26 protein-coding genes are annotated in these 25,163 nt (G+C 67.2%); 18 read left to right on the plus strand and 8 right to left on the minus strand.

Translation table 11 applies throughout. From position 1 onward, the window contains the following. A partial coding sequence (locus B5520_RS17450) for a phage holin family protein (protein ID WP_139386252.1) occupies window positions 1-269 on the minus strand: 269 nt, incomplete at its 3' end. Beyond that, window positions 269-1,252, minus strand: a complete 984-nt coding sequence (locus B5520_RS17455) for a hypothetical protein (RefSeq protein ID WP_079598347.1) — start codon at window positions 1,250-1,252, stop codon at window positions 269-271. The genes B5520_RS17450 and B5520_RS17455, both read right to left, overlap by 1 nt. A 208-nt stretch (window positions 1,253-1,460) precedes the next feature. Between B5520_RS17455 and B5520_RS17460 the strand changes: the two genes are divergently transcribed. Further along, a complete protein-coding gene (locus tag B5520_RS17460; protein WP_079598348.1) occupies window positions 1,461-2,081 on the plus strand; it encodes a hypothetical protein in 621 nt (206 codons plus the stop codon). Between the two features lie 48 nt (window positions 2,082-2,129). Here B5520_RS17460 and B5520_RS17465 read toward each other — a convergent pair whose 3' ends face one another. Beyond that, complete coding sequence (locus tag B5520_RS17465) at window positions 2,130-3,170, minus strand: NAD-dependent epimerase/dehydratase family protein (protein ID WP_079598349.1); 1,041 nt, start codon at window positions 3,168-3,170, stop codon at window positions 2,130-2,132. Between the two features lie 145 nt (window positions 3,171-3,315). Here B5520_RS17465 and B5520_RS17470 point away from each other — a divergent pair, with 145 nt between their 5' ends. The 11 genes from B5520_RS17470 to B5520_RS17520 all read left to right on the plus strand — a co-directional run bounded on the left by B5520_RS17470 (window position 3,316) and on the right by B5520_RS17520 (window position 15,360). Next, window positions 3,316-4,278, plus strand: coding sequence for a sigma-70 family RNA polymerase sigma factor (locus B5520_RS17470; protein ID WP_079598350.1), 963 nt, complete (start codon window positions 3,316-3,318; stop codon window positions 4,276-4,278). Between the two features lie 203 nt (window positions 4,279-4,481). Beyond that, on the plus strand, window positions 4,482-5,018 hold the full coding sequence (locus tag B5520_RS17475; protein ID WP_079598351.1) for a D-glycero-alpha-D-manno-heptose-1,7-bisphosphate 7-phosphatase: 537 nt from the start codon (window positions 4,482-4,484) through the stop codon (window positions 5,016-5,018). Beyond that, window positions 5,018-6,106, plus strand: a complete 1,089-nt coding sequence (locus tag B5520_RS17480) for a glycosyltransferase family 9 protein (RefSeq protein WP_079598352.1) — start codon at window positions 5,018-5,020, stop codon at window positions 6,104-6,106. The genes B5520_RS17475 and B5520_RS17480 overlap by 1 nt, the downstream gene beginning before the upstream one ends. Beyond that, complete coding sequence (locus B5520_RS17485) at window positions 6,103-7,137, plus strand: glycosyltransferase (RefSeq protein WP_079598353.1); 1,035 nt, start codon at window positions 6,103-6,105, stop codon at window positions 7,135-7,137. Before B5520_RS17480 ends, B5520_RS17485 begins: the two co-directional genes overlap by 4 nt. Then, window positions 7,134-8,387 (plus strand): glycosyltransferase, encoded by a 1,254-nt coding sequence (locus B5520_RS17490; protein WP_079598354.1) that lies wholly within the window; start codon window positions 7,134-7,136, stop codon window positions 8,385-8,387. Before B5520_RS17485 ends, B5520_RS17490 begins: the two co-directional genes overlap by 4 nt. After that, a complete protein-coding gene (locus B5520_RS17495; protein ID WP_079598355.1) occupies window positions 8,384-9,142 on the plus strand; it encodes a D-sedoheptulose-7-phosphate isomerase in 759 nt (252 codons plus the stop codon). Before B5520_RS17490 ends, B5520_RS17495 begins: the two co-directional genes overlap by 4 nt. Next, window positions 9,139-10,596 carry a PfkB family carbohydrate kinase gene (locus tag B5520_RS17500; RefSeq protein WP_079598356.1) on the plus strand — a complete coding sequence of 486 codons (1,458 nt, stop codon included), beginning with the start codon at window positions 9,139-9,141 and terminating at the stop codon, window positions 10,594-10,596. The genes B5520_RS17495 and B5520_RS17500 overlap by 4 nt, the downstream gene beginning before the upstream one ends. Before the next feature lie 48 nt (window positions 10,597-10,644). Continuing rightward, on the plus strand, window positions 10,645-11,346 hold the full coding sequence (locus B5520_RS17505) for an SDR family oxidoreductase (protein WP_079598357.1): 702 nt from the start codon (window positions 10,645-10,647) through the stop codon (window positions 11,344-11,346). A 41-nt stretch (window positions 11,347-11,387) separates the two neighbouring features. Beyond that, window positions 11,388-12,869, plus strand: a complete 1,482-nt coding sequence (locus B5520_RS17510) for an aldehyde dehydrogenase family protein (protein WP_079598358.1) — start codon at window positions 11,388-11,390, stop codon at window positions 12,867-12,869. After that, entirely contained in the window at window positions 12,866-14,407 is a 1,542-nt protein-coding gene (rfaE2, locus tag B5520_RS17515; RefSeq protein ID WP_079598359.1) for a D-glycero-beta-D-manno-heptose 1-phosphate adenylyltransferase, read from the plus strand. The genes B5520_RS17510 and rfaE2 overlap by 4 nt, the downstream gene beginning before the upstream one ends. 32 nt (window positions 14,408-14,439) lie before the next feature. Further along, complete coding sequence (locus B5520_RS17520; RefSeq protein ID WP_079598360.1) at window positions 14,440-15,360, plus strand: spermidine synthase; 921 nt, start codon at window positions 14,440-14,442, stop codon at window positions 15,358-15,360. Window positions 15,361-15,388: 28 nt separating this feature from the next. On the opposite strand, the gene B5520_RS17525 is transcribed toward B5520_RS17520, so the two are convergent. Continuing rightward, window positions 15,389-16,306, minus strand: a complete 918-nt coding sequence (locus B5520_RS17525; RefSeq protein WP_079598361.1) for a LysR family transcriptional regulator — start codon at window positions 16,304-16,306, stop codon at window positions 15,389-15,391. 128 nt (window positions 16,307-16,434) lie between these two features. On the opposite strand from B5520_RS17525, the gene B5520_RS17530 reads away from it, so the two are divergent. Next, window positions 16,435-17,817: an MFS transporter gene (locus B5520_RS17530; RefSeq protein WP_079598362.1), complete on the plus strand. Its 1,383-nt coding sequence runs from the start codon at window positions 16,435-16,437 to the stop codon at window positions 17,815-17,817. 52 nt (window positions 17,818-17,869) lie between these two features. After that, window positions 17,870-18,619 (plus strand): 3-hydroxybutyrate dehydrogenase, encoded by a 750-nt coding sequence (locus B5520_RS17535; RefSeq protein ID WP_079598363.1) that lies wholly within the window; start codon window positions 17,870-17,872, stop codon window positions 18,617-18,619. 45 nt (window positions 18,620-18,664) lie between these two features. On the opposite strand, the gene B5520_RS17540 is transcribed toward B5520_RS17535, so the two are convergent. After that, on the minus strand, window positions 18,665-18,928 hold the full coding sequence (locus tag B5520_RS17540) for a hypothetical protein (protein ID WP_079598364.1): 264 nt from the start codon (window positions 18,926-18,928) through the stop codon (window positions 18,665-18,667). A 204-nt stretch (window positions 18,929-19,132) separates the two neighbouring features. Continuing rightward, window positions 19,133-19,522 (minus strand): winged helix-turn-helix transcriptional regulator, encoded by a 390-nt coding sequence (locus B5520_RS17545; protein WP_079598365.1) that lies wholly within the window; start codon window positions 19,520-19,522, stop codon window positions 19,133-19,135. Window positions 19,523-19,643: 121 nt separating this feature from the next. Here B5520_RS17545 and B5520_RS17550 point away from each other — a divergent pair, with 121 nt between their 5' ends. After that, window positions 19,644-20,507, plus strand: coding sequence for an SDR family oxidoreductase (locus B5520_RS17550; RefSeq protein ID WP_079598366.1), 864 nt, complete (start codon window positions 19,644-19,646; stop codon window positions 20,505-20,507). A 96-nt stretch (window positions 20,508-20,603) separates the two neighbouring features. Here the strand turns inward: B5520_RS17550 and B5520_RS17555 are convergent, their stop codons facing one another. After that, window positions 20,604-21,242, minus strand: a complete 639-nt coding sequence (locus tag B5520_RS17555) for a LysE family translocator (protein ID WP_079598367.1) — start codon at window positions 21,240-21,242, stop codon at window positions 20,604-20,606. Window positions 21,243-21,306: 64 nt separating this feature from the next. Then, complete coding sequence (locus B5520_RS17560; protein ID WP_079598368.1) at window positions 21,307-22,797, minus strand: amino acid permease; 1,491 nt, start codon at window positions 22,795-22,797, stop codon at window positions 21,307-21,309. 148 nt (window positions 22,798-22,945) lie between these two features. Between B5520_RS17560 and B5520_RS17565 the strand changes: the two genes are divergently transcribed. The 3 genes from B5520_RS17565 to B5520_RS17575 all read left to right on the plus strand — a co-directional run bounded on the left by B5520_RS17565 (window position 22,946) and on the right by B5520_RS17575 (window position 25,143). Beyond that, window positions 22,946-23,137 carry a helix-turn-helix transcriptional regulator gene (locus tag B5520_RS17565; protein ID WP_079598435.1) on the plus strand — a complete coding sequence of 64 codons (192 nt, stop codon included), beginning with the start codon at window positions 22,946-22,948 and terminating at the stop codon, window positions 23,135-23,137. Then, window positions 23,134-24,108, plus strand: coding sequence for an NAD(P)-dependent alcohol dehydrogenase (locus B5520_RS17570; protein ID WP_079598369.1), 975 nt, complete (start codon window positions 23,134-23,136; stop codon window positions 24,106-24,108). The genes B5520_RS17565 and B5520_RS17570 overlap by 4 nt, the downstream gene beginning before the upstream one ends. A gap of 213 nt (window positions 24,109-24,321) precedes the next feature. After that, entirely contained in the window at window positions 24,322-25,143 is an 822-nt protein-coding gene (locus tag B5520_RS17575) for an IclR family transcriptional regulator (RefSeq protein WP_079598370.1), read from the plus strand. The last annotated feature ends 20 nt before the right edge of the window (window positions 25,144-25,163 follow it).

A 25,163-nucleotide genomic window follows, 5' to 3' on the forward strand; every position in this document is an offset into this window, starting at 1 on the left:
AGCGGCATCAGGGCGCCCAGGGCGAACATCAGCGCCAGGGACAGGAAGACCAGGACGAAGTGTCCGGCCACGCCGGCGCCGCCGAGCATCCCGGCGCCCTTCCCGGCCTTGGTGGCGGACTGCTTGGCTTCGGCCTTGGCAAGCTCCACCTCCTGGCGCATCAGGGTGGACAGATCCCGGGTCACATCACCCAGCAACTCACCCAGCGACGCGTTTTCCGCCTTCTGATGCGCCTCAGTCGGAGGAGGCTCCGGAATCTGACTGCTCATCAGAGCCCGCCTGACTGGCCGCCTGCGCGACGGTCGCGGGTCAGGGGATCGTTGGTCATCGGCTCGTCGGCGAGATCGCGGTCACCCAAGGGGTCATTGGCAACCTGGTTTCCCGACCACGGTTCCTCGACCAGCTGCGGGCTGTCCAGCGCACTGGCCGGACGCGCGGGCTCACCGTAGCCGCTGCCGGGAGCGCCGCCGTCGTACCCTGCCGTGGTGGTAGCCGGGCCAGGGAGCTGCACCGGCGGGGGCGGGACGGTGCCACCGGCCGGTACGTAGGATTCGCTGTACTGGTCGCCGTAGGGGGTGCCGGAGTACTGTCCTGCCAGCCCGGCTGTGCGGGGCGTGGTGGTGGAGCTCTCCTGGGCGCCTGCGGCGAGTCCGCGGGTAAGGCGGCCGGCCAGGATGCCGGCTCCTGCTGCAAGGAGCAGGAAGGTGCCGGGGCGGTTCCGTGCGAAGCGCTGGACCTCGCCCAGCAGGTCGCCCGGCTGCCTGTTCTCAAGCCAGGAAGCCATGGACTCGCTGCGCTCCGCGGCCTGCCGGATGAGGTCACTGGCCACGCCCTGCTGCTCAGGAGCGTTAGCCATGCTCTGCAGCTGGCTGGAAATCGTGCGGATGCCCTCGGCCGCCTTCTGCTGCTGGGTGCCGGCCTGGCTGCTCAGCCCCGACTTCGCCTGGTTGAGGAGATCCTTTGCGCTGTTCTTCGCTTCGTATGCAACGTTGGCCGCCTCTTCCTTGGCCGTTTGCGCCACATTCTGGGCGGAGCCTTTTGCCGTGCGGGCTACGTCTGCTGCTTCTTCCTTCGCCGCATCCTTTCGGGACGCCCCGGAGGTGTCACCGGTCTGTGTAACCCCGGTCTGTGTAACTCCTGTCTGAGGAGTAGCGGCGGGTGGAAAGGTGGAGGCAGTCCGCTCGCCCGGAATTCCCGTAGAGGCCGGGGGAGCCGTGTAAGCGGGATCCTCGGGCCATTGGTTCTCTGTCATCTTCGCTCTCTCTTTCCAAGAAGGCCGGTTGTTGATCAAGAACCAGCAATACTGGCCGTAAAATAATAAGCATGATTACTAATAAAAGGTAAGTACCCTTGCTAAGCGAGTTATAACGGTTCCAGAAGTCAGCCGGAATGGCGCAGGCCTGCACGGTCACATCGAGTGGAAAGTGGTGGGTAATTTGGAAACAGCTCCATGGGTTTGGGTGGTCGTCGCCATTGTTGTAGTGGTGCTGATTGTGCTGCTGCTGTTAACCGGAAGGCGCCGGAAGGCGTTGCAGCAAAAGCGCGATGAAGCGCACCGGGAAAAGGCAGCAGAAATTCGCCGCGAGGCGGAAAAGATGGAACTGGACGCCCGGGAGCGCGAGGCCAAGGCCACCCGTGCGCGTGCTGATGCGGAACAGGCCCAGGTGGACGCTGCGCGGCTCCGGCAGGAAGCTGAGTCGACCGCCAGGGAAGCCCAGTCCCTTCGCGCTGACGTGGCCAGCCATACCCGCAAGGCGGACGAAGTGGATCCCGATGTCCAGAAGGACGGCAGCAGGAGGAGTGCCGCCACCCGTGACGACGCTGTCAGGGACGCCGCAACGGACAGGGATGCAGGAACCGGCCCGGGTGGTGGAGTGGGCGGCGCTCGGGGCGAGGGCTTGCACGCGGACCGTGGCCGGATGGATGACGACAATGCCCGCCGCGGCGACGCGAATTATCGGGACGGGATTCCGGGCGAGGCTGACGGGCGCAATCCGATCCGCAGCGACGCTGCCCGTGCCGAGGCTGCGCGGGAGGAAGCCGCCCGCAGGGACAGGGAAAACCCGCGAAATGGTATCTAGTCGCCGATATCAGGCTTTCGTAGGGCCGGCCTGGCGCCGCTGAGGCCGTCAGGGCCGGCGCGGCTTGAGGAGGGGGGAGGGGCTGACACCCTTCCCCTTTCCCATGCCCTCGAGGACTTCCTTGACCGCATCGACGGATGAGGTTTTCGCTTCCCATCCCAGGATGCGGCGGGCCCGGCTGGTGTCCATGATGGGAGCCCCCGCCGCCATGTCCACCCATCCGGAGTCTGTAGGCTGCAGCCGCAACCTCCACGCGATGTCCACAACCGCATGGAGCAGTCCCATGGGGACGGGGAGAATCCTCCGTGCCCCCACGATCCGGGCGAGTTCGTGGGGTGTCAGTACAGGCTCGGCAGCAATGTTGAAGGCTCCTGACGCGCGCTGGTCGATGGCCCGCCAATAGGCCTCCGCCACGTCGTCGGCATGGACCGCCTGGAAGATCAGGTTGTCCGGGGCCGGCAGCAGCGGAACCCTAAGTTTGCCGGGCAAGAGCCGGGGTATGACCCGGCCCAGGAAGTACCTGCCGATCTCACTCCCAGCCTCGCTTTGGAAGATGAGGCCCGGGCGAAGCCTTGCCACTGCAATGCCCGGCTCTGCTTCCGCAAAACGGTCCAGGATCTCTTCCTGCTCTGCCTTGTGCCGGCTGTAATGCGAGCCGGCCATGCCCCCTGCCGGCCACGACTCGTCGACGCGCCGGTCCTTGGGGGCTTTGCTGTAGGCGCCCACGGAGGAAGCGCAGACGATCTGCTTGACGCCCGCGGTCCTTGCCGCTTCCAATACGCGCCTGGTGCCGTTGACGTTGGTCCGGTACAGCTGCTCCAGGTCCCGGTTGGGCTGGATCTGCCAGGCCAGGTGCACTACGGCATCCACTCCGGCCAGTGCCGACTCCAACAGTGGCCTGTCGCTATCCACGCCGATATCCAGGGTGTGCCACTCAACGCCCGCGTAGGGTTCCCGCGAGGTGTCGGGGAGCCTGCGGCTGATCCCGGTCAGCTGCAGGCTTCCGGGCTTTTTGGCCAGCTGGCCCTGAAGGTTGCGGAGAAGTGCAGTTCCTGCATTTCCACTGGCTCCGGTAATGGCGATGCGCATGAAAAATACTCCTTGGCGGGGTGGGTATTTCCGCTGACATGCCGAGCCTATAGCCAGGAAGGATTGTTTTATAAGCAGGCTTATGATTTCCTACTGCTAAGTCTTGCCGCAGGCTTTCGGAACCAGACCGGAGGTACCAACGACAATGCCCGACTCTCTTGCCGCACTTGCCGTGGATGTTACGCCAGTCCGCCAACAACAACCAGAACTTACGCACAGGAATGCTTCGACCGCCTCTTCGGGCCGGTTGCGGCAGGCCTTCGAGAACGACCTTGTCCTGGGCTACCTGGACCTCGCGGAGGCCCTTGCTGGGCGGTTCGAAGCCCGCGGCCGCGAACGCGCAGACCTGAACCAGGTGGCCTACCTGGGGCTGGTGAAGGCAGCCCGCGGCTTTGACCAGTCCAAGGGTGAAAGCTTTCCTGCCTATGCAGCCCCCACCATCACCGGTGAGCTGAAGAGGTACCTGCGCGACCGCACGTGGGTGGTCCGTCCTCCACGCCACATCCAGGACCTGAGAACCCGCATGTTCCGCGCAGAGCCGGAGCTGACCCAGGCGCTGGGAAGGAACCCCAGCGTGGAGGAGTTGGCCGGGGAGCTCGGGACGGACCCGGCGGAAGTGCAGGAGGCAATCTCGGCCTCCAGCAGCATGCACCCGGATTCGCTGGACGCCGTCAATCCGCACTCGGACGCGCCGACCATCGGGGAATTGCTGGCGTGTCCGGATACTCCGCTCGAACGGCTGGAAGAACTGGCCTGCCTGCGCGACGCCATGCAGGACCTGGACGCGGAGGACAGGGAACTGCTCTATCGCCGCTACTTCTGCGAGGAGACCCAGGTGCAACTGGGAAAGCGGCTGGGCATGTCGCAGATGCAGGTTTCACGAAGGCTGGCCCGTGTGCTGGTGGAACTCCAGCGCCGGCTCGAGAGCAGCTCGCGGCTTGGTGGAACTGGCGATGACCACAATGGTGGCGGAGAAGCGCGGCTCAGTGCCGGCGCTGGCCGTGCGGCCGGCTCCACGGGTTCCTGCAGGTCCGTCCGGAGTGTGAATGCCCGCGCAGCAGATGACGTTCCGGTCCGCCGGATCGGTGCCAGGGCAAGGACCAGGTAGCGGCCGGCCAGCCGCATCCCCGCTCGCCAAACCACCCCCCCCGAAACCACCCCTCGTGACACCGCCAGAGCGGCCCCGAAGGAGCAGCAGCAGTCCCGTAATTCCTATCTTGCCTGTTCAACGGCTCGGAACTTCTCTGTCCGAAAGCCGAGAAAAGCGTCCGGCCCTGTTTAGGAGCAGGAGCAGTGGGGAACAGTGTGGATATGGGAAGCTCCGTAACCTCCAAGCTCCGGGCTGTCCTGTTCGACCGGGACGGGACCCTGGTGGTCGATGTGCCCTATAACGGGGACCCCGCGTTGGTCAGGCCGATGCCGGGCGCCAAAGCCGTGCTGGACGGCCTCCGCGCAGAAGGCATAGCAACCGGCGTCATCAGCAACCAGTCGGGTATTGCGCGTGGCCTGATCACGGAAGCCGACGTGGCAGGGGTCAACGCCAGGGTTGAAGAACTCCTGGGACCCTTTGATGTGTGGGAAGTGTGCCCGCACTCCGAGCAGGACGGCTGTACCTGCCGCAAGCCGGCGCCCGGCATGGTCCACAGTGCCTGCAGGAAACTCGGAATCCGGGAATCGGAGGCAGCGCTGATCGGAGACATCGGGGCGGACGTCGGCGCTGCGGAAGCCGCCGGAGCCACAGGCGTGCTGGTTCCCACCCCGGTGACCCGGGCTGAGGAGGTGGCCGCAGCGCGGCTGGTCGCACCGGACCTGGCGGCCGCCGTCGGCCTGTTGCGGGGGACGCCCTGATGGGCCGGGTCCTGGTGGCGCGCCTGGACAGCATGGGCGATGTCCTCCTGGCGGGGCCTGCTGTCCGGGCCGTGGCGAACGGCCGGATCCCTGACGGCAGCGGTGCCAACCACGTGGTGATGCTGTGCGGCAGGCAAGGCGAGGCCGCCGCGGGATTGCTGCCCGGGGTGGCGGAGGTCTACAGCTGGGACAGCCCCTGGATCATGAATCCCGCGCCGAAGATGACCGGCCCGCACGCCGACAGGCTCATCGAATACGTCCGCAATTCCAGGATCACCGAAGCCGTCATCCTGACCTCCTTCCACCAGTCCCCGCTGCCGCTGGCACTGCTGCTCCGGCTGGCCGGCGTTCAACGGATCACCGGGGCGTCCACCGACTACGCCGGATCCCTGCTGGACGTCCGGCTCAAGCCCGGGGAAGACTTTCCGGAAGACCAGCCCGAGGCGGAACGTGCCCTGGGCATCGCCGAGGCCGCAGGGTTCCGGCTGCCGGCGGGCGACGACGGCAAGCTCCGGGTGGCAACCGTCCCCGACGTCCGGGACCTCGTGGGACACGAACCCTACGTGGTGGTCCATCCCGGGGCTGCCGTCCCGGCCAGGGCCTGGCCGCCCCTGCACCACGCGGCCGCCGTCGAACTCCTCCAGGGTTCGGGCCACCGGGTGGTGGTGACCGGCGGACCGAATGAAACCTCCCTCACCGCAACCGTTGCCGGCCCTTCGGCCCTGGACCTTGGCGGGCGCACTGACCTTCAGACGATGGCGGGTGTTATGGCGGGGGCTGAGGCGGTGGTCACCGGGAACACCGGCCCGGCGCACCTTGCCGCCGCCGTGGGGACCCCCGTCGTCTGCCTCTTTTCACCCGTGGTGCCGGCCATCCGCTGGGCACCGTACGGGGTGCCCCTGGAACTCCTCGGCGACCAGAACGCGCCCTGCCGGATGACCCGCGCCCGCGTCTGCCCCGTCCCGGGCCACCCCTGCCTTGACTCCGTATCCCCTGAGGAAGTGGTGGCAGCCGTGGAACGGCTGATGGGCGGAGTGAGCTCCTTCAGCACCCACGTCAGCACCCGTAGAAAGGCCCGCAACAGATGAAAATCCTGCTCTGGCATGTCCACGGTTCCTGGACGGACGCCTTCGTCCGCGGCCGTCATGAGTACCTGCTTCCAGTCTTGCCGGAAGGCGGTGCCTGGGGACTTGGCCGTGCCGGCAGGGACTGGCCGCCATCCGTCCGGGAGGTGGACCTGGCGACGCTCGACGCGGACGCTGTTGACGCCGTCGTCCTCCAACGCCCCGAGGAGATAGGGGAGGTCACCCGGATACTCGGCCGCACCCCCGGGCTGGACCTCCCGGCGGTTTACGTGGAGCACAACACGCCGAAGGGCGACTTCCCGTTCACCACCCACCCGCTCGCGGACCAGCACAACATCCCGATCGTCCACGTGACCCACTTCAACAGGCTGGCCTGGGACAACGGTTCCGCGTCCAGCACGGTCATCGAACATGGCATCCCGGACCCCGGGCAGCTTTACACCGGTGAGCTGGCGGAGCTGGGGGTTGTGGTCAACGAACCGGTCCGCCGCGGCCGCGTCACAGGCACCGACCTGCTGCCGGCATTCGCCTCGGTGGCCCCGCTGCAGGTCTTCGGCATGAAGACGGACGGGCTTGCCGCGGCCACCGGGATCGCGGAGACCCGCCTGAGGGCGCGGGGAGACCTGCGGACGCAGGAACTCCACCGCGAACTGGCGCGCTGCCGCGTCTACGTACACCCGATGCGCTGGACTTCCCTGGGCCTGTCCCTCCTGGAAGCCATGCACCTGGGAATGCCGGTGGTGGCCCTGGCCACCACTGAAGCGCCGCGGGCGGTGCCGCCGGAGGCCGGCGCCGTTTCCGCCGATGTTGATGAGCTGCTCCGCTGTGCGCGGCGGCTGGTCGCCAATCCGGATGAAGCCCGACGGCGGGGCGTTGCCGCGCGTGAGGCGGCACTGGAACGTTACGGCCTGGGCAAGTTCCAGGACCGCTGGGATGAGCTCCTGGCGGACCTGCGCGGCCTGCCCCGGCACTCCGTCAACGAGCACCCGGACGAGCGGATCCTTGTCCCGGCGCGAGAGAGGAAGACACCATGAAGATCGCCATGATTTCCGAGCACGCCAGTCCTCTGGCGGCGCTGGGCGGGGTGGATGCCGGGGGGCAGAACGTCCATGTTGCCGCGCTCTCCGAGGCGCTTGCCAAGCGGGGTCATCACGTCACCGTTTATACCCGCAGGGACGCGACGGGGCTTCCCTCCAGGGTCCGGGTGGGGCGCCGGTTCGACGTGGTCCACGTCGATGCAGGCCCTGCCTGCCATGTTCCCAAGGACGAGCTGCTGCCGTACATGGGCGAGCTCGCGGACGGCGTGGCCCGGGACTGGGGCCAGCGGCCACCGGATGTGGTGCACGGCCACTTCTGGATGTCCGGGCTGGCCGCACTGGACGCAGCAAGGCGGCCCGACGCCGGCTACCGCGTCCCGGTCATCCAGACCTTCCACGCCCTGGGCACCGTCAAGCGGCGGCACCAGGGCGCCGAGGACACCAGCCCGCAGGAACGCCGCTGGCTGGAACCGGGTGTGGGCCGCTCCGCGGACAGGATCATTGCCACCTGCTCGGACGAGGTCTTTGAGCTCAAAGCCATGGGCATCACCACCGGCAAGGTTTCCATCGCGCCCTGCGGCGTGGACCTCGGCTTTTTCTCCGCGGACGGCCCCATCGCCGCCAGGAATCGCCGCCACCGCATCCTTTCCGTGGGCCGGCTGGTGCCGCGGAAAGGCGTTGACCTGGTGATCCGCGCCCTGCCGTACCTGCGCGAGGCAGGGTTCGACGACGTCGAGCTGCTGATTGTGGGCGGCGGCGGGGACTCGGGGGCACTGCACGCCGACCCGGAGGTCCGGCGCCTGCTGGACCTGGCCGCCGAGCTGGGAGTCTCGGACCAGGTGTCCCTCCAGGGCCAGGTTTCCCGGGGCGAGATGCCGGGGATCTTCCGCAGCGCCGATGCCGTGGTGTGCGCGCCCTGGTACGAGCCCTTCGGCATCGTCCCCCTGGAGGCCATGGCCTGCGGCGTTCCCGTGGTGGCCGCCGCCGTGGGTGGCCTGCGGGACACGGTGGTGGACCACACCACCGGGCTGCATGTGCCGCCGCGGGACCCGGAAGCCATCGCGTCGGCGCTCACCTTGCTGCTCGGGAACCCGTCCCTGCGCGCGGAGCTCGGCAAAGCCGGCCAGCAACGTGCCCGGACCCGGTATTCCTGGGACCGGGTGGCCGCCGAAACCGAAAAGGCCTACCAGCTGGCAGTGGCGGAGGCCCCGGCCGGCGTGGTTCCCATGGAAGGAGCAGTGCTGTGACTGCTGAATGGTCCCTGAAGGAAGCCGACCTGCGGGCCCTGGCCACCCCGCCTGCCCTGCCCGCTGCGATGCCTGGCGCCGCCTTTGTGGACCCGGCCAGCGCCGACGCCGTCCGCATCCACCTGGAAAACGTGCTTCCGGCGCTGGATTCCCTGCGCAGCCAGTCCGGCAGGCTCGCCGCCTGGGGCGTGGAGCTGGCCCAGCGCCTGCTCCGGGGCCAGCGGCTCCTCGCCGCCGGCAACGGCGGTTCGGCTGCCGAGGCGCAGCACCTCACCGCCGAACTGGTGGGCCGGTTCGACGGCGAGCGCGTCCCGTTCTCCGCGATCTCCCTGCACGCCGAGTCCTCGGCCGTTACCGCAATCGCCAACGATTACGGCTACGACGACGTCTTTGCCCGGCAGGTGCGGGCTCATGCCCGCTCCGGGGACGTGCTGATGCTGTTGTCTACCAGCGGCAAGAGCCCCAACCTGCTGCGCGCTGCCGAGGTGGCGTCCCGCCTCAACGTGACCACCTGGGCACTGACCGGCGCGGGGCCCAACCCGCTGGCCGACGCCTGCGATGAGGCCGTGATGATCGACGCCCTCAACGCCAATGCTCAGGAGGGGCACCTGATCGCGCTGCACGCACTGTGCCGTGCCTTTGACATGGAGGTAGGCCGCCGCAGCCCCGGCGTTCCCGCCGGAGTTCCGGCATCGGGAATGCCCAAAGCCGGGCTGCCGGCAACCGGACTGCCCCAGGGAGGTGGCCGGCCATGAGGATCGTGGTGGTAGGCGACGTCATGCTGGATGTGGACCTCTCCGGGGAGGCCACACGGCTCAGCCCGGACGCCCCGGTGCCGGTAGTGGATGTCTCGGACGTCCGGCGTCGCGCAGGGGGCGCCGGGCTGGTGGCCCGGATGCTGGCTGAGGACGGCTGGCCCGTCACGCTGGTGACGGTGCTGGGCGACGACGACGCCGGGCGGCAGCTCCAGGAGCATCTCGCCGGAGTGCGCCTGGTGGCAGGGCCCAGTGGCTACCCGTCGCCGGTCAAGACCAGGGTCAGGGCCGGATCCCATCCCGTGGTCCGCTTTGACCAAGGATGCGAAAAGACGCCTGTTCCCGAGGTCAGCCCCGCCATGCTCCGTGCCGTGGAAGAGGCTGGAGTGATTATCGTCGCCGACTACGGCAGGGGAGTGGCGGCCAACCCCCGGCTGCGGGATCTCCTGGCCCGGCTTGCCGATGAGGTTCCCATCATCTGGGACCCGCACCCCGCCGGACCGGATCCCGTCCCCGGCGTCGCCGTGGTCACGCCGAACCTGTCCGAAGCCGTTAGGGCCGCCCAGTCCCGGGCGCCGAAAGATGCTCGGACCGTAACGAACAAGCCCGAAGCACAAAAGGACCAGGCGCACAAGGACCAGGCGCCGCAGGACCAGGCCGTCGAAGCCGGCCGGATCCTGTTGGACCACTGGCGCAGCAAGGCAGTCCTGGTCACCAAGGGCGAACAGGGCGCAGTCCTGCTGCGGGACAACAATGCAACACCACACCCTGTTCCTGCCCCGCGGGTGGAGGCGGGCGATCCGTGCGGTGCCGGCGACCGCCTGGCGGCTGGGCTGGCCGTGCACCTCCTGGCCGGCCGGTCCCTCGAGGAAGCCGCGGAACTGGCAGTCCACGAGGCAGCGGATTTCCTGGCCGCGGGCGGCGTCTCAGCACTCCCGGACCGCACCAAAGAGCCTGCCGGCCGGAACAACGAATCCCCGGCGGCAGCCCGGCGCCGCTCCACCGAACCGCTGCTGCTTGCCCGTTCGGTCCGGCAGGGCGGCGGCACGGTGGTGGCCACCGGCGGCTGCTTCGACCTGCTGCACGCCGGGCACGTCCGGTCCCTGACCGCGGCCCGCGAGCTGGGGGACTGCCTGATCGTCTGCCTCAACTCGGATGATTCGGTGAGGCGGCTCAAGGGCCCCGAACGTCCCATCATCGGCCAGCACGACAGGGCCGAACTGCTGCTCGCCATGGAATGCGTGGACGCGGTGCTGGTTTTCGACGAAGACACCCCGGAAGCCGCCCTGGAGCGGCTGCGCCCGGACATCTGGGTCAAGGGCGGCGACTACAAAGGTGCCCGGCTGCCCGAAACGGAACTCGTGGAAAGCTGGGGCGGCCGCTGCCTCACCGTCCCCTACCACCCGGCACGTTCCACCACCGGACTGGCCGACGCGCTCGCCAAGGTGAGCTGACCTTTTTCCCATCCCGATCGACTTGTATTTCCCATCGAAAGGAACACCATGACTTCAGATTCCACAACACTTGGCCGCGTCCTCGTGACGGGAGGTGCCTCGGGACTGGGCGCCGCCGTCGTCGACGCCGTCCTCCAGGCGGGCGGCACTCCGGTGGTGCTGGACCGCGACATCAGCAGCGTGTCTGCCGTGAAGGCTTTTGAAGTGGACGTTGCCGACCGCCTGGCCGTGGAAAAGGCGGTGCGGGAAGCGGCCGAAACCATGGGTGGCCTGGACGCGGTGGTGACCGCGGCCGGCATCGACCGGTGCGGCAAGCTCGCCGACGTCGAAGCCACGGAATGGGAAAAGGTCATCGGGGTGAACCTCATGGGCACCGTGTCCGTGGTGCGCGCCGCCCTGCCCTACCTCAAGACCAGCCACGGCCGGGTTGTCACCGTAGCCTCCACGCTGGGCAAACGGGCGGTGGCCGACGCAACGGCGTACTGCGCCTCGAAGTTCGGTGTGGTGGGCTTCAGCCACGCGCTCGCCGCGGAGACCGGCGGCGAAATCGGCGTCACCACCATGATCCCCGGCGGCATGAAGACGCGCTTCTTTGACGATCGCACCGAGCAGTACAAGCCGCAGGACGATTCCCGCCTCAACGACCCCGGCAACGTGGCCCAGGCCATCCTGTTCGCGCTGCGGCAGCCCACCGGGTGCGAGGTCCGCGAGATGCTGATCTGCCACGAGGAAGAGGGCTCCTGGCCCTAAGCCCGCAAACGGACTAGAACGGAATCGTCGGGAGGAAAACCATGCCTACAACCGCCACCGAAGTGACCACAAGACGGGACCCAGCAGAAGGCTCCGGCATCACCATCCGCGACCCGCGCACCGGCGAGGTGCTGTGGACCGTACCGGAAGCAGAACCCGGTGCGGTGCACCATGCTGTGGAGGTGGCCCGCCGCGCCGCTGGCGAATGGGCCGCCACGGCACCGGCCGAGCGGGGCGCCGCGCTCCGCACAGCGGCCAAGGCGCTCGAGGCAGCAGCGCAGGAACTGGCGGGGCTCAACGCCAGTGAGACGGGCCGTCCGGTAGGGGAAGCGCTGGCGGGGATCGCCGCCGCTGTGTCCACTCTTGAGCAGTACGCTGAACTGGGCCCCGTCCACCGCGGCCACAGCCTCCGCGGCAACCGGCTTGCCTCTGACTACACGGTGGCCGAACCGCGGGGCGTGGCAGTCCTCCTGACTCCGTGGAATGATCCGGTTGCGGTGGCCTGCGGCCTGATAGGCGCGGCACTGGTCACGGGCAACACCGTCATCCACAAACCCAGCGAGCGGTGCCCGCGCCTTGGTGAAGCGCTGGGTGAAGTCCTGGCGCCGGCCTTCCCGCCGGGCGTTTTCCTGACCATTTCGGGCGGAGCGGACGTTGGTGCCCTTCTGTCCGAGGCGGACGTGGATGTGCTGGCGCACGTCGGTTCCAGTGCCTCCGGTGCCAGGATTGCCAGGGCGGGTGCGCTGACGGGTGCCCACGTCATCCGCGAAAACGGCGGCAACGATCCCCTGCTGGTGGACCGCGACGTGGATCCCGCCTGGGCAGCTGAACAGGCTGCCATCGGCGCCTTCAGCAACAGCGGGCAGATCTGCACCTCCGTGGAACGGATCTACGTCCACGAGGACATCGCCGCCGAATTCTGCGCCGCCCTTGAAGCCGAAGCGGCAGCGCGGAACAGCAACGGATCGGTGGCACCGCTGGTGGACCTGCGCATGCGGGACGAGGTGCACGCCCACGTCACGGCCGCTATCAACCAGGGCGCGCGGGCGGTGGAGGGTGGTGTCCTGCCGGACGGGCCGGGCTCCTTTTACCCGGCCACGGTGCTGCTCGGCTGCACGGAGGGGATGCAGGTGATGACGGAGGAGACGTTCGGTCCCGTCGCCCCGGTGCAGGTGGTCGAAACGTTCGACGACGGCCTGCGCCTGGCGTGCAGCGGAAAGTACGGCCTCGCCGCCACAGTCCTGAGCGGCAACATTGCCCATATCCAGCAGGCTGTGGCGTCCCTGCCCGTAGGAACGGTCAAGGTCAACGAAGTGTTCGGCGGCGCCCCCGGCGGCGCTGCCCAGCCGCGCGGCGAGAGCGGCCACGGGTTCGGTTACGGTCCCGAACTGCTGGATGAGTTCAGCCAGGTCAAGGTGGTGCACATCGCCGCGCCGCCCGCCGGTGCCAGACGTCCCGCCGGACCGGCTACGGAAGAACGGGCCGCTGAAGAACGGGCGATTGAAGGGCAGGACCAGCCATGAGCATCTCTCCCGACGCCGTGGACCTCTCCACCCAGCGGGCCCTGTCCGAGTGGCTGCCCGGACGGCTCGCGGCTGAAGAACCGCGCATCCTGGTGATCGGCGACGTGATGCTGGACGGCTGGTGGAGCGGCAGCATCGAGCGGCTGTGCCGGGAGGCCCCGGCCCCGGTGGTGGACCTCCAGGCGCGCGACTCCGCGCCCGGCGGCGCCGCCAACACCGCCATGAACCTGGCCGCTCTGGGAGCCCGGGTTTCCGTGGCCGGGATCATCGGAACGGACGACGCCGGGGTGGACCTGAAGAACCAGCTGGTGGCCGCCGGCATCGACGTCCGGCACCTGCACTCCCACCCGGACATGGTGACCACCACCAAGACCCGGATCAGCAGCGGCGGACAGGTGATGCTCCGCCTCGACGACTCAGCCAAGACCGTCCCGGCCGACGCACTTGCCGCGCTCGCCGCCTCGGTGCGTGCCGCCGTCGAACGCCAGGACGCCGTGCTCGTGTGCGACTACGGCACCGGAGTGCTGGCAGACCCGGTGCGTGCCGGACTGGTCGAGGCGCTCGCCGCCGCGGAACAGGGGGACCGGGAAACGCGCCGGCAGATGGTGGTGGTCGATGCGCACGACCCCCGCCCCTGGGCGCCGCTGCATCCGGACCTGGTCACGCCCAACGCGCAGGAAACCGCGCGGCTGCTGGACCGCCGGCTCCCTGACGGCCAGGAACGGGTGGACGCCGTGGGCGGGCAAGCGGACGCGCTGCTGGCGGCCACCGGCGCCCGCGCTGTGGTGGTCACGCTGGATCGCGACGGTACAGTGCTCCTGACCCCCGACGGCGTGCGGCACCGGACGTGGGCGCGGCCTGCTGCCGAGAAGCAGGCATCCGGCGCGGGGGACACGTTCGTGGCGGCACTCACGCTGGCCCGCTCGGCCGGCCTGCCGCTCACGGCCAGCCTGGACCTGGCGCAGTCCGCAGCGGACGTGGTGGTGCACCAGCCGGGCACATCGGTTTGCAGCACGGAACAGCTCAGCCGCTATTTGCGGGCATTCGCGGACACGGCGCTGGGCGCGGACGAACTGGAACGCCAGCTCACGGTGCACAGGGCACAGGGCCAGCAGATCGTCCTCACCAACGGCTGCTTCGACGTACTGCACAGCGGCCACACCCGCTACCTCAACCAGGCCAAGCAGCTGGGCGACATCCTGGTGGTGGCCCTCAACAGCGACGATTCCGTCCGCCGGCTCAAGGGCGCGGGCCGACCCATCAACGGCGTCGCCGACCGGGCAGCCGTGGTGGCCGCCCTCAGCTGCGTGGACTACGTGACGGTCTTCGATACCCCCACCGCTGCGCCGCTGATCAAGCAGCTCCGGCCCGAGGTCTACGCCAAGGGCGGGGACTACACCCCCGAGATGCTGGCCGAGACCCCGGCGGTGGAGGAGTACGGCGGCCGGGTGGCAATCCTGGACTACGTGGCGGAGCGCTCCACCACCGCCGTAGTGAAGCGCATCCGCGAAGGCGAAGGAGCGGTGCCTACCAACTAGGGTTGAAGCATGACTGAAGCGGGGCACGGGTAATGGCGAAACGCGGAAGGTCAGGAGGCCGGGGCGGCCGTTCGACGGCGGGAGTCGTGGACGTGCCGAAGGGAACCAGGCCGGACGGTCCCGTGGAGGGCGTGTATTACATCGACACCGGTGACTGCGAGCTGATCGCGGACCAGGACAACTCCACCGGCTGGCTCCTGAAGATCAACGGCGTCATGAGCTCGCACATCGACCTCGCGGACCCGCTGTTCCTGGACTTCGAGTACATGCGCTGGATGGCGGCGCTCATCGAGTCGCGCTGGCCGCCGTCGTCCGCTTCTCCTGCCGGGCCCCCGCGGCTGCGCGGCCTCCACCTGGGCGGCGGCGCCTGCTCCCTGGCGCGCTACTTTGCCGCCGTCTACCCGGACGCGCGGCAGGTGGTGGTGGAGCTCGACGGGAAGCTCGCGGAATACGTGCGCGGCTGGTTCGACCTGCCCAAAGCGCCCCTGCTGCGGCTGCGGGTGGGGGAGGCGCGTGAGGTGACGGAGTCCCTTACGGCGGACACCCGGGACTTCATCATCCGGGACGTCTTTGCCGGCGCCCTGACCCCGCGCTCCCTGACCACCGCGGAATTCAACCAGCATGTGCGGCGGGTCCTGGCTCCGGGCGGGCTCTATGTGGTGAACTCCGGCGATGCGCCGGACCTGAAGAACGCCCGGGAGGACGCCGCCACCATCGCGGCCGCGTTCGAACACACCGTGATCATCGCGGACCCCGCCATGCTGAAGGGCCGGCGCTACGGAAACATGGTGATGGCCGGCAGCGACGTTCCCTTCGGGGACGACCCCCAGCTTGCCCGCCGGCTCCTCGGCGGCGCCGTTCCCGCGCACCTGTGGAACGACGCCCAGGTCCGCGCCTTCGCCGCCGGATCCCCGGTCCGCCACGATCCCGCAGCACCATCGATTGCTCCATAAACGCCGTTTTCGAGCCCCAAAAAGGCCGTTATGGAGCACTCGATGAGGTTTTGCCCCTCCCCATAAGCGCTTCGTGGTGGGCTGCCATCTGTTCCCGCAGCGCCCCCACCACCGCCGCGACGGCCGGGCGCCGCAGTGAATCCGGCCGGAGCACCATCCAGTAGGGAAGCAGTTCGGCGATCTCGGTGGGCAGCAGCCGGACCAGGTCATCGTGGAGGTCGCCCATGAAGCAGGGCAGGAAGCCGATACCCGCACCGGCCCGGGTTGCCTCCACGTGGACAAAGACGTTGGTGGACGTCAGCCCGTCCCGCATTGCAGGCACCAGCCGCCGGGGCGCATCGAGGTCGTCCACCTGCAGCATCGAGTCCACGAAGTACACCAGCGGGTGCTCATTGAGTTCGGCCACCGTTGCCGGGGTACCGTGCTCGGCCAGGTAGGACCGCGACGCGTACATGCCCAGCATGTAGTCGCCCAGCCGGACGGCCTCGGCGCGGTGCACCTGCGGTTCGCCCACCACCACCTCGATGTCCAGTCCGGAACGCTGCTGCAGTGCCCGCCGGGTCATGGTCACCACTTCCACGCTCAGTCCCGGGTGCTCACGCCGCAGCCGGGCCACCGCCGGGGCGGCGATGTAGGCGCTGAAGCCGTCCGTCGCCGTCATGCGCACGACGCCGGCAATGGGGTCGGGTGCCTTGCCCGCCGGTCCCAGCGTGCCCAGCACCTCCTCCACCTGCTCGGCAACACGCACGGCCTGTTCGCCCAGTTCCGTCAGTTCCCAGCCGCCCGTTGCCCGGGCCAGGACCCGACCGCCCAGCGCCTTCTCCAGCGCGGCGATCCGGCGGGAAACGGTGGTGTGGTTCAGGCCCAAAGCCTGGGCCGCCGTCGTAAATTTGGCGGAGCGGGAGACTGCGAGCAGCACCAGCAGGTCATCCGGGTTGGTGTTCATATCTGCAATTCTGCACACGTTTGGTGCCGGTTTGGTCATTGAAGCCGCAGGTTTGTGCAGCAATACTCAGGGTAGTCGTCAGTGCTGTGGATCACAGCACGTGTCAATGTGGACACCAAGGAGAAACAGTGAGCGTAGAGCAACGCCCGGCAGGCAACAATGCCGGGTCCGCAGCCAAAGGGTCGGGGCTGAAGAAGATCGTCGCCGCCTCCATGGTGGGCACGGTGGTGGAGTGGTACGAATTCTTCCTCTACGCCACCGCAGCCACCCTGGTTTTCGGAAAGTACTTCTTCCCGGCTACCGGCAACGAGCTGGACGGCATCATCCAGGCCTTCATCACCTACGCCGTCGGCTTCGTGGCACGTCCGCTCGGTGGCATCGTGTTCGGCCAGATCGGCGACAAGCTGGGCCGCAAGCCCACGCTGCAGCTGACCATCGTCATTGTGGGCGTGGCAACGTTCCTGATGGGCTGCCTGCCCGGATTCGCCGATATCGGCTACCTGGCACCCACCCTGCTGGTGGCGCTGCGCTTCATCCAGGGCTTCGCACTGGGCGGCGAATGGGGCGGTGCCGTGCTGCTGGTTGCCGAACACAGCCCCAACAAGTCCCGCGGCTTCTGGTCCAGCTGGCCGCAGGCGGCAGTACCCGTCGGCAACCTGCTGGCCACGCTGGTGCTCTTTATCATGTCCTCCACCCTGAGCCCCGAGGCGTTCCTGGGCTGGGGCTGGCGCGTGGCGTTCTGGCTGTCCGCGGTGATCGTGTTTGTTGGTTACTACATCCGCACCCACGTCACGGAGGCCCCCATCTTCCTCGAGGCCAAGGCCCTGGTGGAGAAGGAGCAGGCCGTCAGCTACGGCGTGTTTGAAGTGGTCCGCAAGTACCCCAGGGGCATCCTTCAGGCCATGGGCCTGCGCTTCGCCGAGAACATCATGTACTACCTCGTGGTGAGCTTCTCCATCGTCTACCTCAAGAGCGTTCACCAGTACGACACATCCTCGCTCCTGCTGGCCCTGCTGATCGCCCACGTCATCCACTTCCTGGTCATCCCGCAGGTGGGGCGGCTCGTGGACACGCTGGGACGCAAGCCGGTGTACCTGATCGGTGCCATCTCCGGGGCAGCCTGGCCGTTCTTCGCGTTCCCCATGTTCGATACCCGCAACGCCGTGATCATCGTCGCCGCCGTCACCATCGGCTTGTGCCTGCATGCCTTTATGTACGCCGGCCAGCCCGCCATCATGGCGGAACTGTTCCCCACCCGGATGCGGTACTCCGGTGTGTCGCTCGGTTCCCAGGTGACGTCCATTTTCGCCGGTTCGCTCGCCCCGCTGCTGGCCACGCAGTGGCTGAAGGACACCGGTTCCTGGGTACCCACGGCCCTGTACCTGGTGGTCGCCTGCATCGTCACCTCCATTGCCGTGCTGAGCCTGCGGGAGACCAAGGGCATTGCCCTGGAGGACGTGGACAAGGCCGACGCCGCCCGCGAGGGACTGCTCCCGGCGGCCCGGCGCTGAGCTGCTTGAGCCGTTGGACAGCCAGTTGACTATGCATACGATGGGAAAAGTGATGGAACACGATTTGAACGGCCGGAAGGCACTTGTCACTGGCGGGGCCAGCGGCATCGGTGCCGCCTGCGTGCGGGAACTCGCCTCCCGCGGGGCAAAGGTAGCGGTGGCCGACGTCGACTCCGCCGGGGCCGCGGCCCTCGCCGATGAGGTGGGCGGCACGGCCTGGGTGGTGGATCTGCTGGACGTGGACTCGCTCGCCACCCTGAGCCTGGATTGCGACATTTTGGTGAACAACGCCGGGATCCAGCGCGTCAGCCCCATCGAGGAATTCGATCCCCTCCAATTCCGGCGGATCCTCACCCTGATGCTGGAAGCCCCGTTCCTGCTGATCCGGGCAGCGCTGCCGCACATGTACGCCAACAATTTCGGCCGCATCATCAACGTGTCATCCGTGCACGGCATACGGGCCTCGCCATTCAAGAGCGCCTATGTTTCCGCGAAGCACGGCCTTGAGGGGCTGAGCAAGGTGACGGCCTTGGAGGGCGGTGAGCACGGCGTGACGTCCAACTGCATCAACCCCGGCTATGTCCGCACCCCACTGGTGGAGAAGCAGCTTGCGGACCAGGCCCAGGTGCACGGCATCCCCGAGTCCGAAGTCCTGGCCAAAGTGATGCTCACCGAGTCCGCCATCAAGCGCCTGGTGGAGCCTGAAGAGGTGGCCTCCCTGGTGGGATGGCTCGCATCCGGCCATGCCGGCATGGTCACCGGCGCCAGCTACACCATGGATGGCGGCTGGTCTGCCCGCTAGGCACTCTTTGGTAATCCGCACAGCTGGACTGGCCGCCTTCAGCGGCTAGTCCAGCTTCTTGAGTTGCCGGTGGTCGTAGAAGAAAACGCCCTCGGCGGTATCCACGCCCGCGGACAAGCCCTGCAGGAACACCACCACTCCCTCGCGGCGGCCCTTGAAGGGATCGTCGGCCACCACGGCGTCGCCGATCCTGTACGGGGACCGCGGGGCGAAGGGCCTCGCAATGCGGCTCCACGTCTGCGCCGCGACCGAGGCCAGGCTCACCGGTTTACCCATGCTCGACAGGTCCTGGACATATGCTTTGACCATGCGTACCACCTCCTTGCGGCGGCAATCAGCCGCACGCTGTCGGTGCAGGTAACCGGAACGCTCCCAGCGCGAGGACGGCCCTCCAATTCCGGCTGGCACCGTACGCCAAAGCTATTCGCTATTCACACCAGTCACACCAGTAACAAGTACTCAGATTAAAAATGGGCACTACTTGCTTTTGGTGCGGGACCGCCGGCGGTCGATTCAGGCGAGCGGTGAGCGCTTGCCGTTGATGATTTCGTCAGCGTTGTCGAACGCCCAGCCCACCAGCGGAACAAGCAGGCCGCTCAGCTCATAGCCCTTGTCGGTCAGGCTGTAATCCACCCGCGGCGGTATGACCGGCTGGGCCTTCCTGCTGACCAGGCCGTCCCGTTCAAGCGTCTTCAGCGTCTGGGCGAGCATCTTTTCGCTGATGCCCTCGGCCCGCCGTCGTAATTCGCTCCACCGCTGCTCACCTTCGGACAGGGACAGCAGGATCAGTACGCCCCACTTGCTGGTGATGTGGTCCAGCAGGGTCCGGCTGGGGCACCCGGCCGGGAAGACGCCGTCGGCAAAGCTCATGGGCAGGGGGAGCGGACGCGTGATTGCTTCCATGCTTCCACCTTACCGCTAGGTCAGTACCTTACTTCAAAGTGCGTACTCTCTTTTGGGAAGTAATCCGTCAGGGCGCTGGTTGTGCCTTTCGACAACCCAGTACTTCCCGAAAGGATTCATCGTGAGCATCGTTGTAACAGGAGCCACCGGACAGCTCGGCCGCCACGTCGTCGAGGCCCTGCTGGAGCGCAACGTTCCTGCAGGGGACATTGTGGCCACCGGACGTTCCATCGAGAAACTGGCGGACTTCGCCGCGCAGGGCGTCGATGTCCGCGCCATCGACTATGCCGACGCCGCCTCGGTGGCTGCTGCCCTCCAGGGTGCCCGCCGCGTGCTGCTGATCTCCGGCAGCGAGGTGGGCCAGCGGGTGGAGCAGCACCGTACTGTCATCGAGGTCGCCAAGGCTGAAGGCGTGGAGCTGCTGGCCTACACCAGCATTGCCAACGCCGACACCACCGGCATGAAGCTGGCGGCGGAGCACAAGGAGACCGAAGCCATCCTCCGCGAATCCGGCGTCCCCTTCGTCCTGCTGCGCAACGGCTGGTACCTGGAAAACTACACCGAGCAGCTGCCCGGGACCCTGGCGCAGGGTGCGATCGCGGGCAGCGCCGGAGACGGCAAGGTCAGCGGCGCGGCGCGGGTCGACTACGCGCACGCGGCCGCGGCGGTGCTGGTAGCTGAGGGCCAGGCCGGCAAGGTCTACGAGTTGGGTGGCGACGAGGCATTCACCATGGCGGACCTCGCGGCCGAAATCACCGCAGCGACCGGCAAGGACATCAGCTACAACAACCTGCCTGCCGAGGACTACGCCGGACTGCTGAAGGGTGTTGGTGTTCCCGAGGCCTTTGCCGAGATCCTGGCTGATTCGGACCTCGGTATTGCCAGGGGTGATCTCCTGGTCAGCACAGGTGACCTGCGGACGCTGATCGGCCGCCCGGCCATGTCGCTCGCCCAAGCGGTACGCTCCGCCGCGGCTTCTGCCTAGTTTTCATGGAAAGTGCCCGGTTCCCTGGTGGGACCGGGCACTTTCTGTCTCTGGGATCGCCGGCACTGCGGCGGGCTCGGCCCTGAGGGCTGGTTCTCAGGACTTGCTGCCGGTGAGGGCGAGGGTGCCGCCGAGCCCGATCATTAAGGCACCGCCGGTCACCTCCACGGCTGAACCCCGCCCGGGCGAGCGGGCGAACCATCGCCTGGCCGTCCCTGCCGCGATGGCCCACATGCTGTCCGAGACCAGGGCGATCACCAGGAACACCGAACCGAGCAGTCCCAGCTGGAACGGGATGGCACCCGACGCGTAGTCCACGAACTGCGGCAGCACGGCAACAAAGAAAACGACGGATTTCGGGTTGGTGGCTCCAACCACTGCGCCCTCTCCCACCAGCCGCCGCCAGGGCGTGGAATGGGCTGGTTGATGTTCGGCCTCGATGCGGCTGTGGCGGTGCCTGATGGCTTGGATCCCGAGGTAAACGAGGTAAGCGGCACCGGCAAACTTCACCACGGTGAAGAGGATCACGGATTGTGCCACCACAATGCCCAGGCCCAGGGCCACTGCTGCCACCTGGACCAGTTGGCCGGTCGCATTACCCAGGACAGTGAGGACTCCGCCCTTCCAACCGAGAGCCAGCGAGCGGCCGATCACGAACAGGACGCTCGGCCCCGGCACGGCGATCAGCACCACTGAAGCCAACGAAAACGCCAGCAGGTTGGAGAGGGGAACCATGCCTGATCTTAGCTCCGGAAGGACCGGGCGGGCACAGGTCTGGCCGCAGCCGTCGGATCGGGACCTAATCGCCGCCGCGGACCGCCGTGACCACCGGCAGCGGTGAGGTCTCGTCCACAAGTTCGGCCCGCCGTCGTCCGTCACCCTTGATCCACAGCCGGTAGGCAAGGACCAGGAGAGCCAGCCACGCGCCGCCCACGTAGAGCGCGATCCTCGTGTCCTCAAACGCGCCCAGGACGGCGATGACCAGTGCCATAAAGGCAATGGTGAGGACAGAGGCCGCCGGCCACCAGGGCGAGGGGAATTCCGACGCCGGCAGGCCGGTCCGTGCGATCTCCCGCTTCATTGCCACGTGGGACGCGAGGATCATGATCCACACCCACACGGTGGCGAAGGTGGCGATGGAGGCGATGAGGATGAAGACATCCTTGGGAATGACCGCATTCAGGACCACGCCCACCAGAAGGATGGCCGTCATCATGACCACTGTCATCCAGGGGACCCCATGCCGGGACACCTTGCCGAAGGCGGCCGGGGCGTGGCCCTGCCTGGACAGCCCGAAGAGGATCCGCCCGGCACCGAAGATGTCGCTGTTGATGGCGGAAAGGGCGGCTGTTATGACGACGGCGTTGAGGATGTGCGGCGCCGCAGGGATGCCGAGTCCGCTGAAGATCTGCACGAACGGGCTGCCGTTGCTGCCGATCTCGTTCCAGGGGAAGAGGCTCATAAGGACACCCAGGGTCAGGACGTAGAACAACAGGACGCGCACCGGCACGGTGTTGACGGCCTTGGGGATGACCTTCTTCGGGTCTGCGGCCTCGCCGGCGGTAATGCCCAGGGTCTCGATCCCGCCGAAGGCGAACATGACCACGGCGAAGGATGCCAGGATCCCTTCGAAGCCATGCGGGAACATGCCGCCGTGCTCAACGAGGTTTCCCAGTCCCGGGGCGACGCTGGAACCGCCCGCCTGGAAGCCGAAGGCCATGATCGCGGCACCGCCGGCGATCATGGCGATAATGGCGGCCACCTTGATCAGTGAAAACCAGAACTCCAGCTCCCCGAAGACCTTGACGCTGAGGAGGTTCAGGGCAGCCAGGAAGCAGATGATGGCCAGGATCCAGATCCACCGGTCCACCTGGGGGAACCAGAAGCCCATGTAGATACTGAAGGCTGTCACGTCCGCGATGGCGACAATTGCCATCTCAAAGACATAGGTCCAGCCACTGACAAAGCCGGCCAGGGGGCCAAGGTAACGGCTTGCATACTGTCCGAAGGAGCCGGAGACGGGGTGCCTCACCGCCATCTCGCCCAGGGCCCGCATCACCATGAACACGGCGGCGCCGCCGATGATGTAGGCCAGCAGGACGGCCGGTCCGGCTTTTTGGATGGCGGAGGCGGACCCGTAGAAGAGGCCGGTGCCGATGGCCGAGCCCAGGGCCATGAACCGGATGTGGCGGACGTTCAGCCCCCGGTTAAGGACGCTCCCGACGGCGGCTGCTGGGGTTCGCTGTCCGGCCGGACTGTCGTTCCTGGTGGGGTTTGGTGCTGCTTGCATGCAAATACCTTCTCGTCATTGGGAGGGGAACCGGTAACCAGCAGACCACTTTCGAGTGCGGGGTGATGAGCCTCACGGGAGGTTGGTGTCTTTCATCGCAGACTGGCTGGTTCTTCCCTGCGGGCTTTCTGCTCGCTGGTACAGAACTATTGACGCGGTGTCGGGTTCTCTTTACGTTGGTGACGCCACGCGGGTGGGGGTCACCCGCCAGAATTTCATCGCCATCGAACAGGGCCGGTATTCACCGTCGCTGGAGATGGCCTTCCAGATCGCCCATGTGCTCGGCGTTTCGCTTGAGGACGTGTTCCAGTACCCGCAGCCAGAAGGAGATCAGCCATGAAAGCTATCGTGCAGGACGTTTATGGAGCGGCGGACGTGCTTCAGTTGCGTGAGATCGCGCGGCCTGTGCCGGGTGATGGTGAGGTCCTTATCCGGGTGCGGGCCGCCGGCGTCGACCAGGGGGTCTGGCACCTGATGACGGGGCTGCCCTATCTGATCAGGCTTTTCGGTTACGGAATGAGGAAGCCCAAGACGCCGGTGCGGGGCCGGGAGGTGGCCGGCGTTGTGGAGGCTGTGGGAGCCGATGTTGACCGCTTCCGGGTGGGCGACGAAGTTTATGGAACCTGCGAGGGGTCCTTTGCGGAATACGTCTGCGCGAGGGAGGACAAGCTGGCGCGGAAGCCCGTGAACCTCTCATTCGAGGAGGCGGCGGCAGCTCCCATTTCCGGTGTTACGGCCCTTCAGGCTGTCCGCGACGCCGGCGAGGTCACCGTTGGGCAAAAGGTGCTGGTCATTGGGGCGGGCGGGGGAGTGGGCTCCTTCGCCGTGCAACTGGCGAAGGCCTTCGGGGCGGAGGTCACCGGGGTCTGCAGTACCGGCAAAATGGACCTCGTCCGGTCCCTCGGGGCCGATGCAGTTATTGACTACAAGAACTCTGAGATCATCAGTGGCGGAAAGCTGTACGACGTCATCCTGGATACCGCCGGCAACCGGCCGCTGTCCGTCCTCCGGCGGGTGCTCGGGCCACAGGGAACGCTGGTGATCGTCGGAGGCGAAGGCGGCGGCAAGCTGACCGGCGGCTTTGAGCGGTCGATTGGGGCGCCCTTTGCTTCACTTTTCTCGCGCCAGAAATTCAAGGGGCTTGTCTCAAAGGAGACACACCTGGACCTGGAAGCACTCTCATCGCTCATTGAAGCCGGCAGCGTGAAGCCTGCCGTCGACACGGTCTTCCCCCTTGAGGAAGCTCCGGCCGCCATCGCCTACCTGCACGAGGGGCGGAGCCGGGGCAAGGTGGTGGTCGGGGTTTCATAACGCCAGAAATCCCGCGCTCCGACCCCGTCAAGGCACCGGGGCTGGTCCTGGCCGTCCAGGAGACTGCATTGTGCGGTCAGACGTTGCGGCACTATCTGGTATCCCGGACAGTGCCTAGTCTCACGTAGTGCTTCCGGGGGAACGAAGGGCGCAAGGTTAAGTACGGGATCCCGGATAGCGTCGGGGCCGCACATGAGAAATGGAGGAGTTCCGGTGTTAGTTACGGAAGCGAGGCCGCTGGCCGGCAGCACATCAAAGGCGGCGTCCAAGGTTCCCGCCGCCGAAAACACCCTGCGCATCCTCAAACTGCTGGCCTCCCGCCGCGGTCCCATGGCAGCCTCGCAAATTGCTTCTTCCCTGGGCTTGCCCCGATCCAGCGTCTACCACCTGCTGGGAGTGATGGAAGCCAACGGGTTTGTGCTCCACCTCCATGAAGAACAGCGGTACGGTCTGGGGATCAGCGCCTTTGAGCTCAGTTCCGCGTATTCGAGGCAGGAACCGTTGTCGCGGCTGGGCCGCCCTCTTCTTGCTTCCCTCGTGGATGCACTGGGGGAGAGCGCGCACCTGGCCGTGCTGCATGGGCGGGATGTCCTCTACATTGTCGAGGAGCGGGCCAAGAACCGCCCGTCGCTGGTGACCGACGTCGGCGTCCGGCTCCCCAGCCACCTCACCGCCAGCGGGCGGGCCATCCTTGCCGCCCTGCCCAAATCCCAGGTCCGCGCGCTGTACCCGAATGCAGCCGCATTTACGGCCCGGCACGAGACCGAGTCGCCCATCATGAAGTACTCCGCCTTGTCCTCACACCTGGACCGGGTCCGGCAAAGGGGTTACGCCACTGAACACGGCGAGGTGACCCCCGGCTTCGGCTCCATCGCCGCCGCCGTGACCGACCACCTTGGCTGGCCCACCGCGGCCGTGGCGGTCACATTCCTTGAGGACAAATTGCAGCCGGAAGAGTGGCCCGTCCTGGCGGCGCGTGTCCAAAAGGTCGCAGACGAGCTCTCGGTCCGAATCCACGGCCGACCAGTCAAATAAAGCTCGTTGCTCCATCACCT

Origin of the sequence: Arthrobacter sp. P2b, from assembly GCF_900168295.1 — a bacterium.
GTDB lineage: Bacteria > Actinomycetota > Actinomycetes > Actinomycetales > Micrococcaceae > Arthrobacter.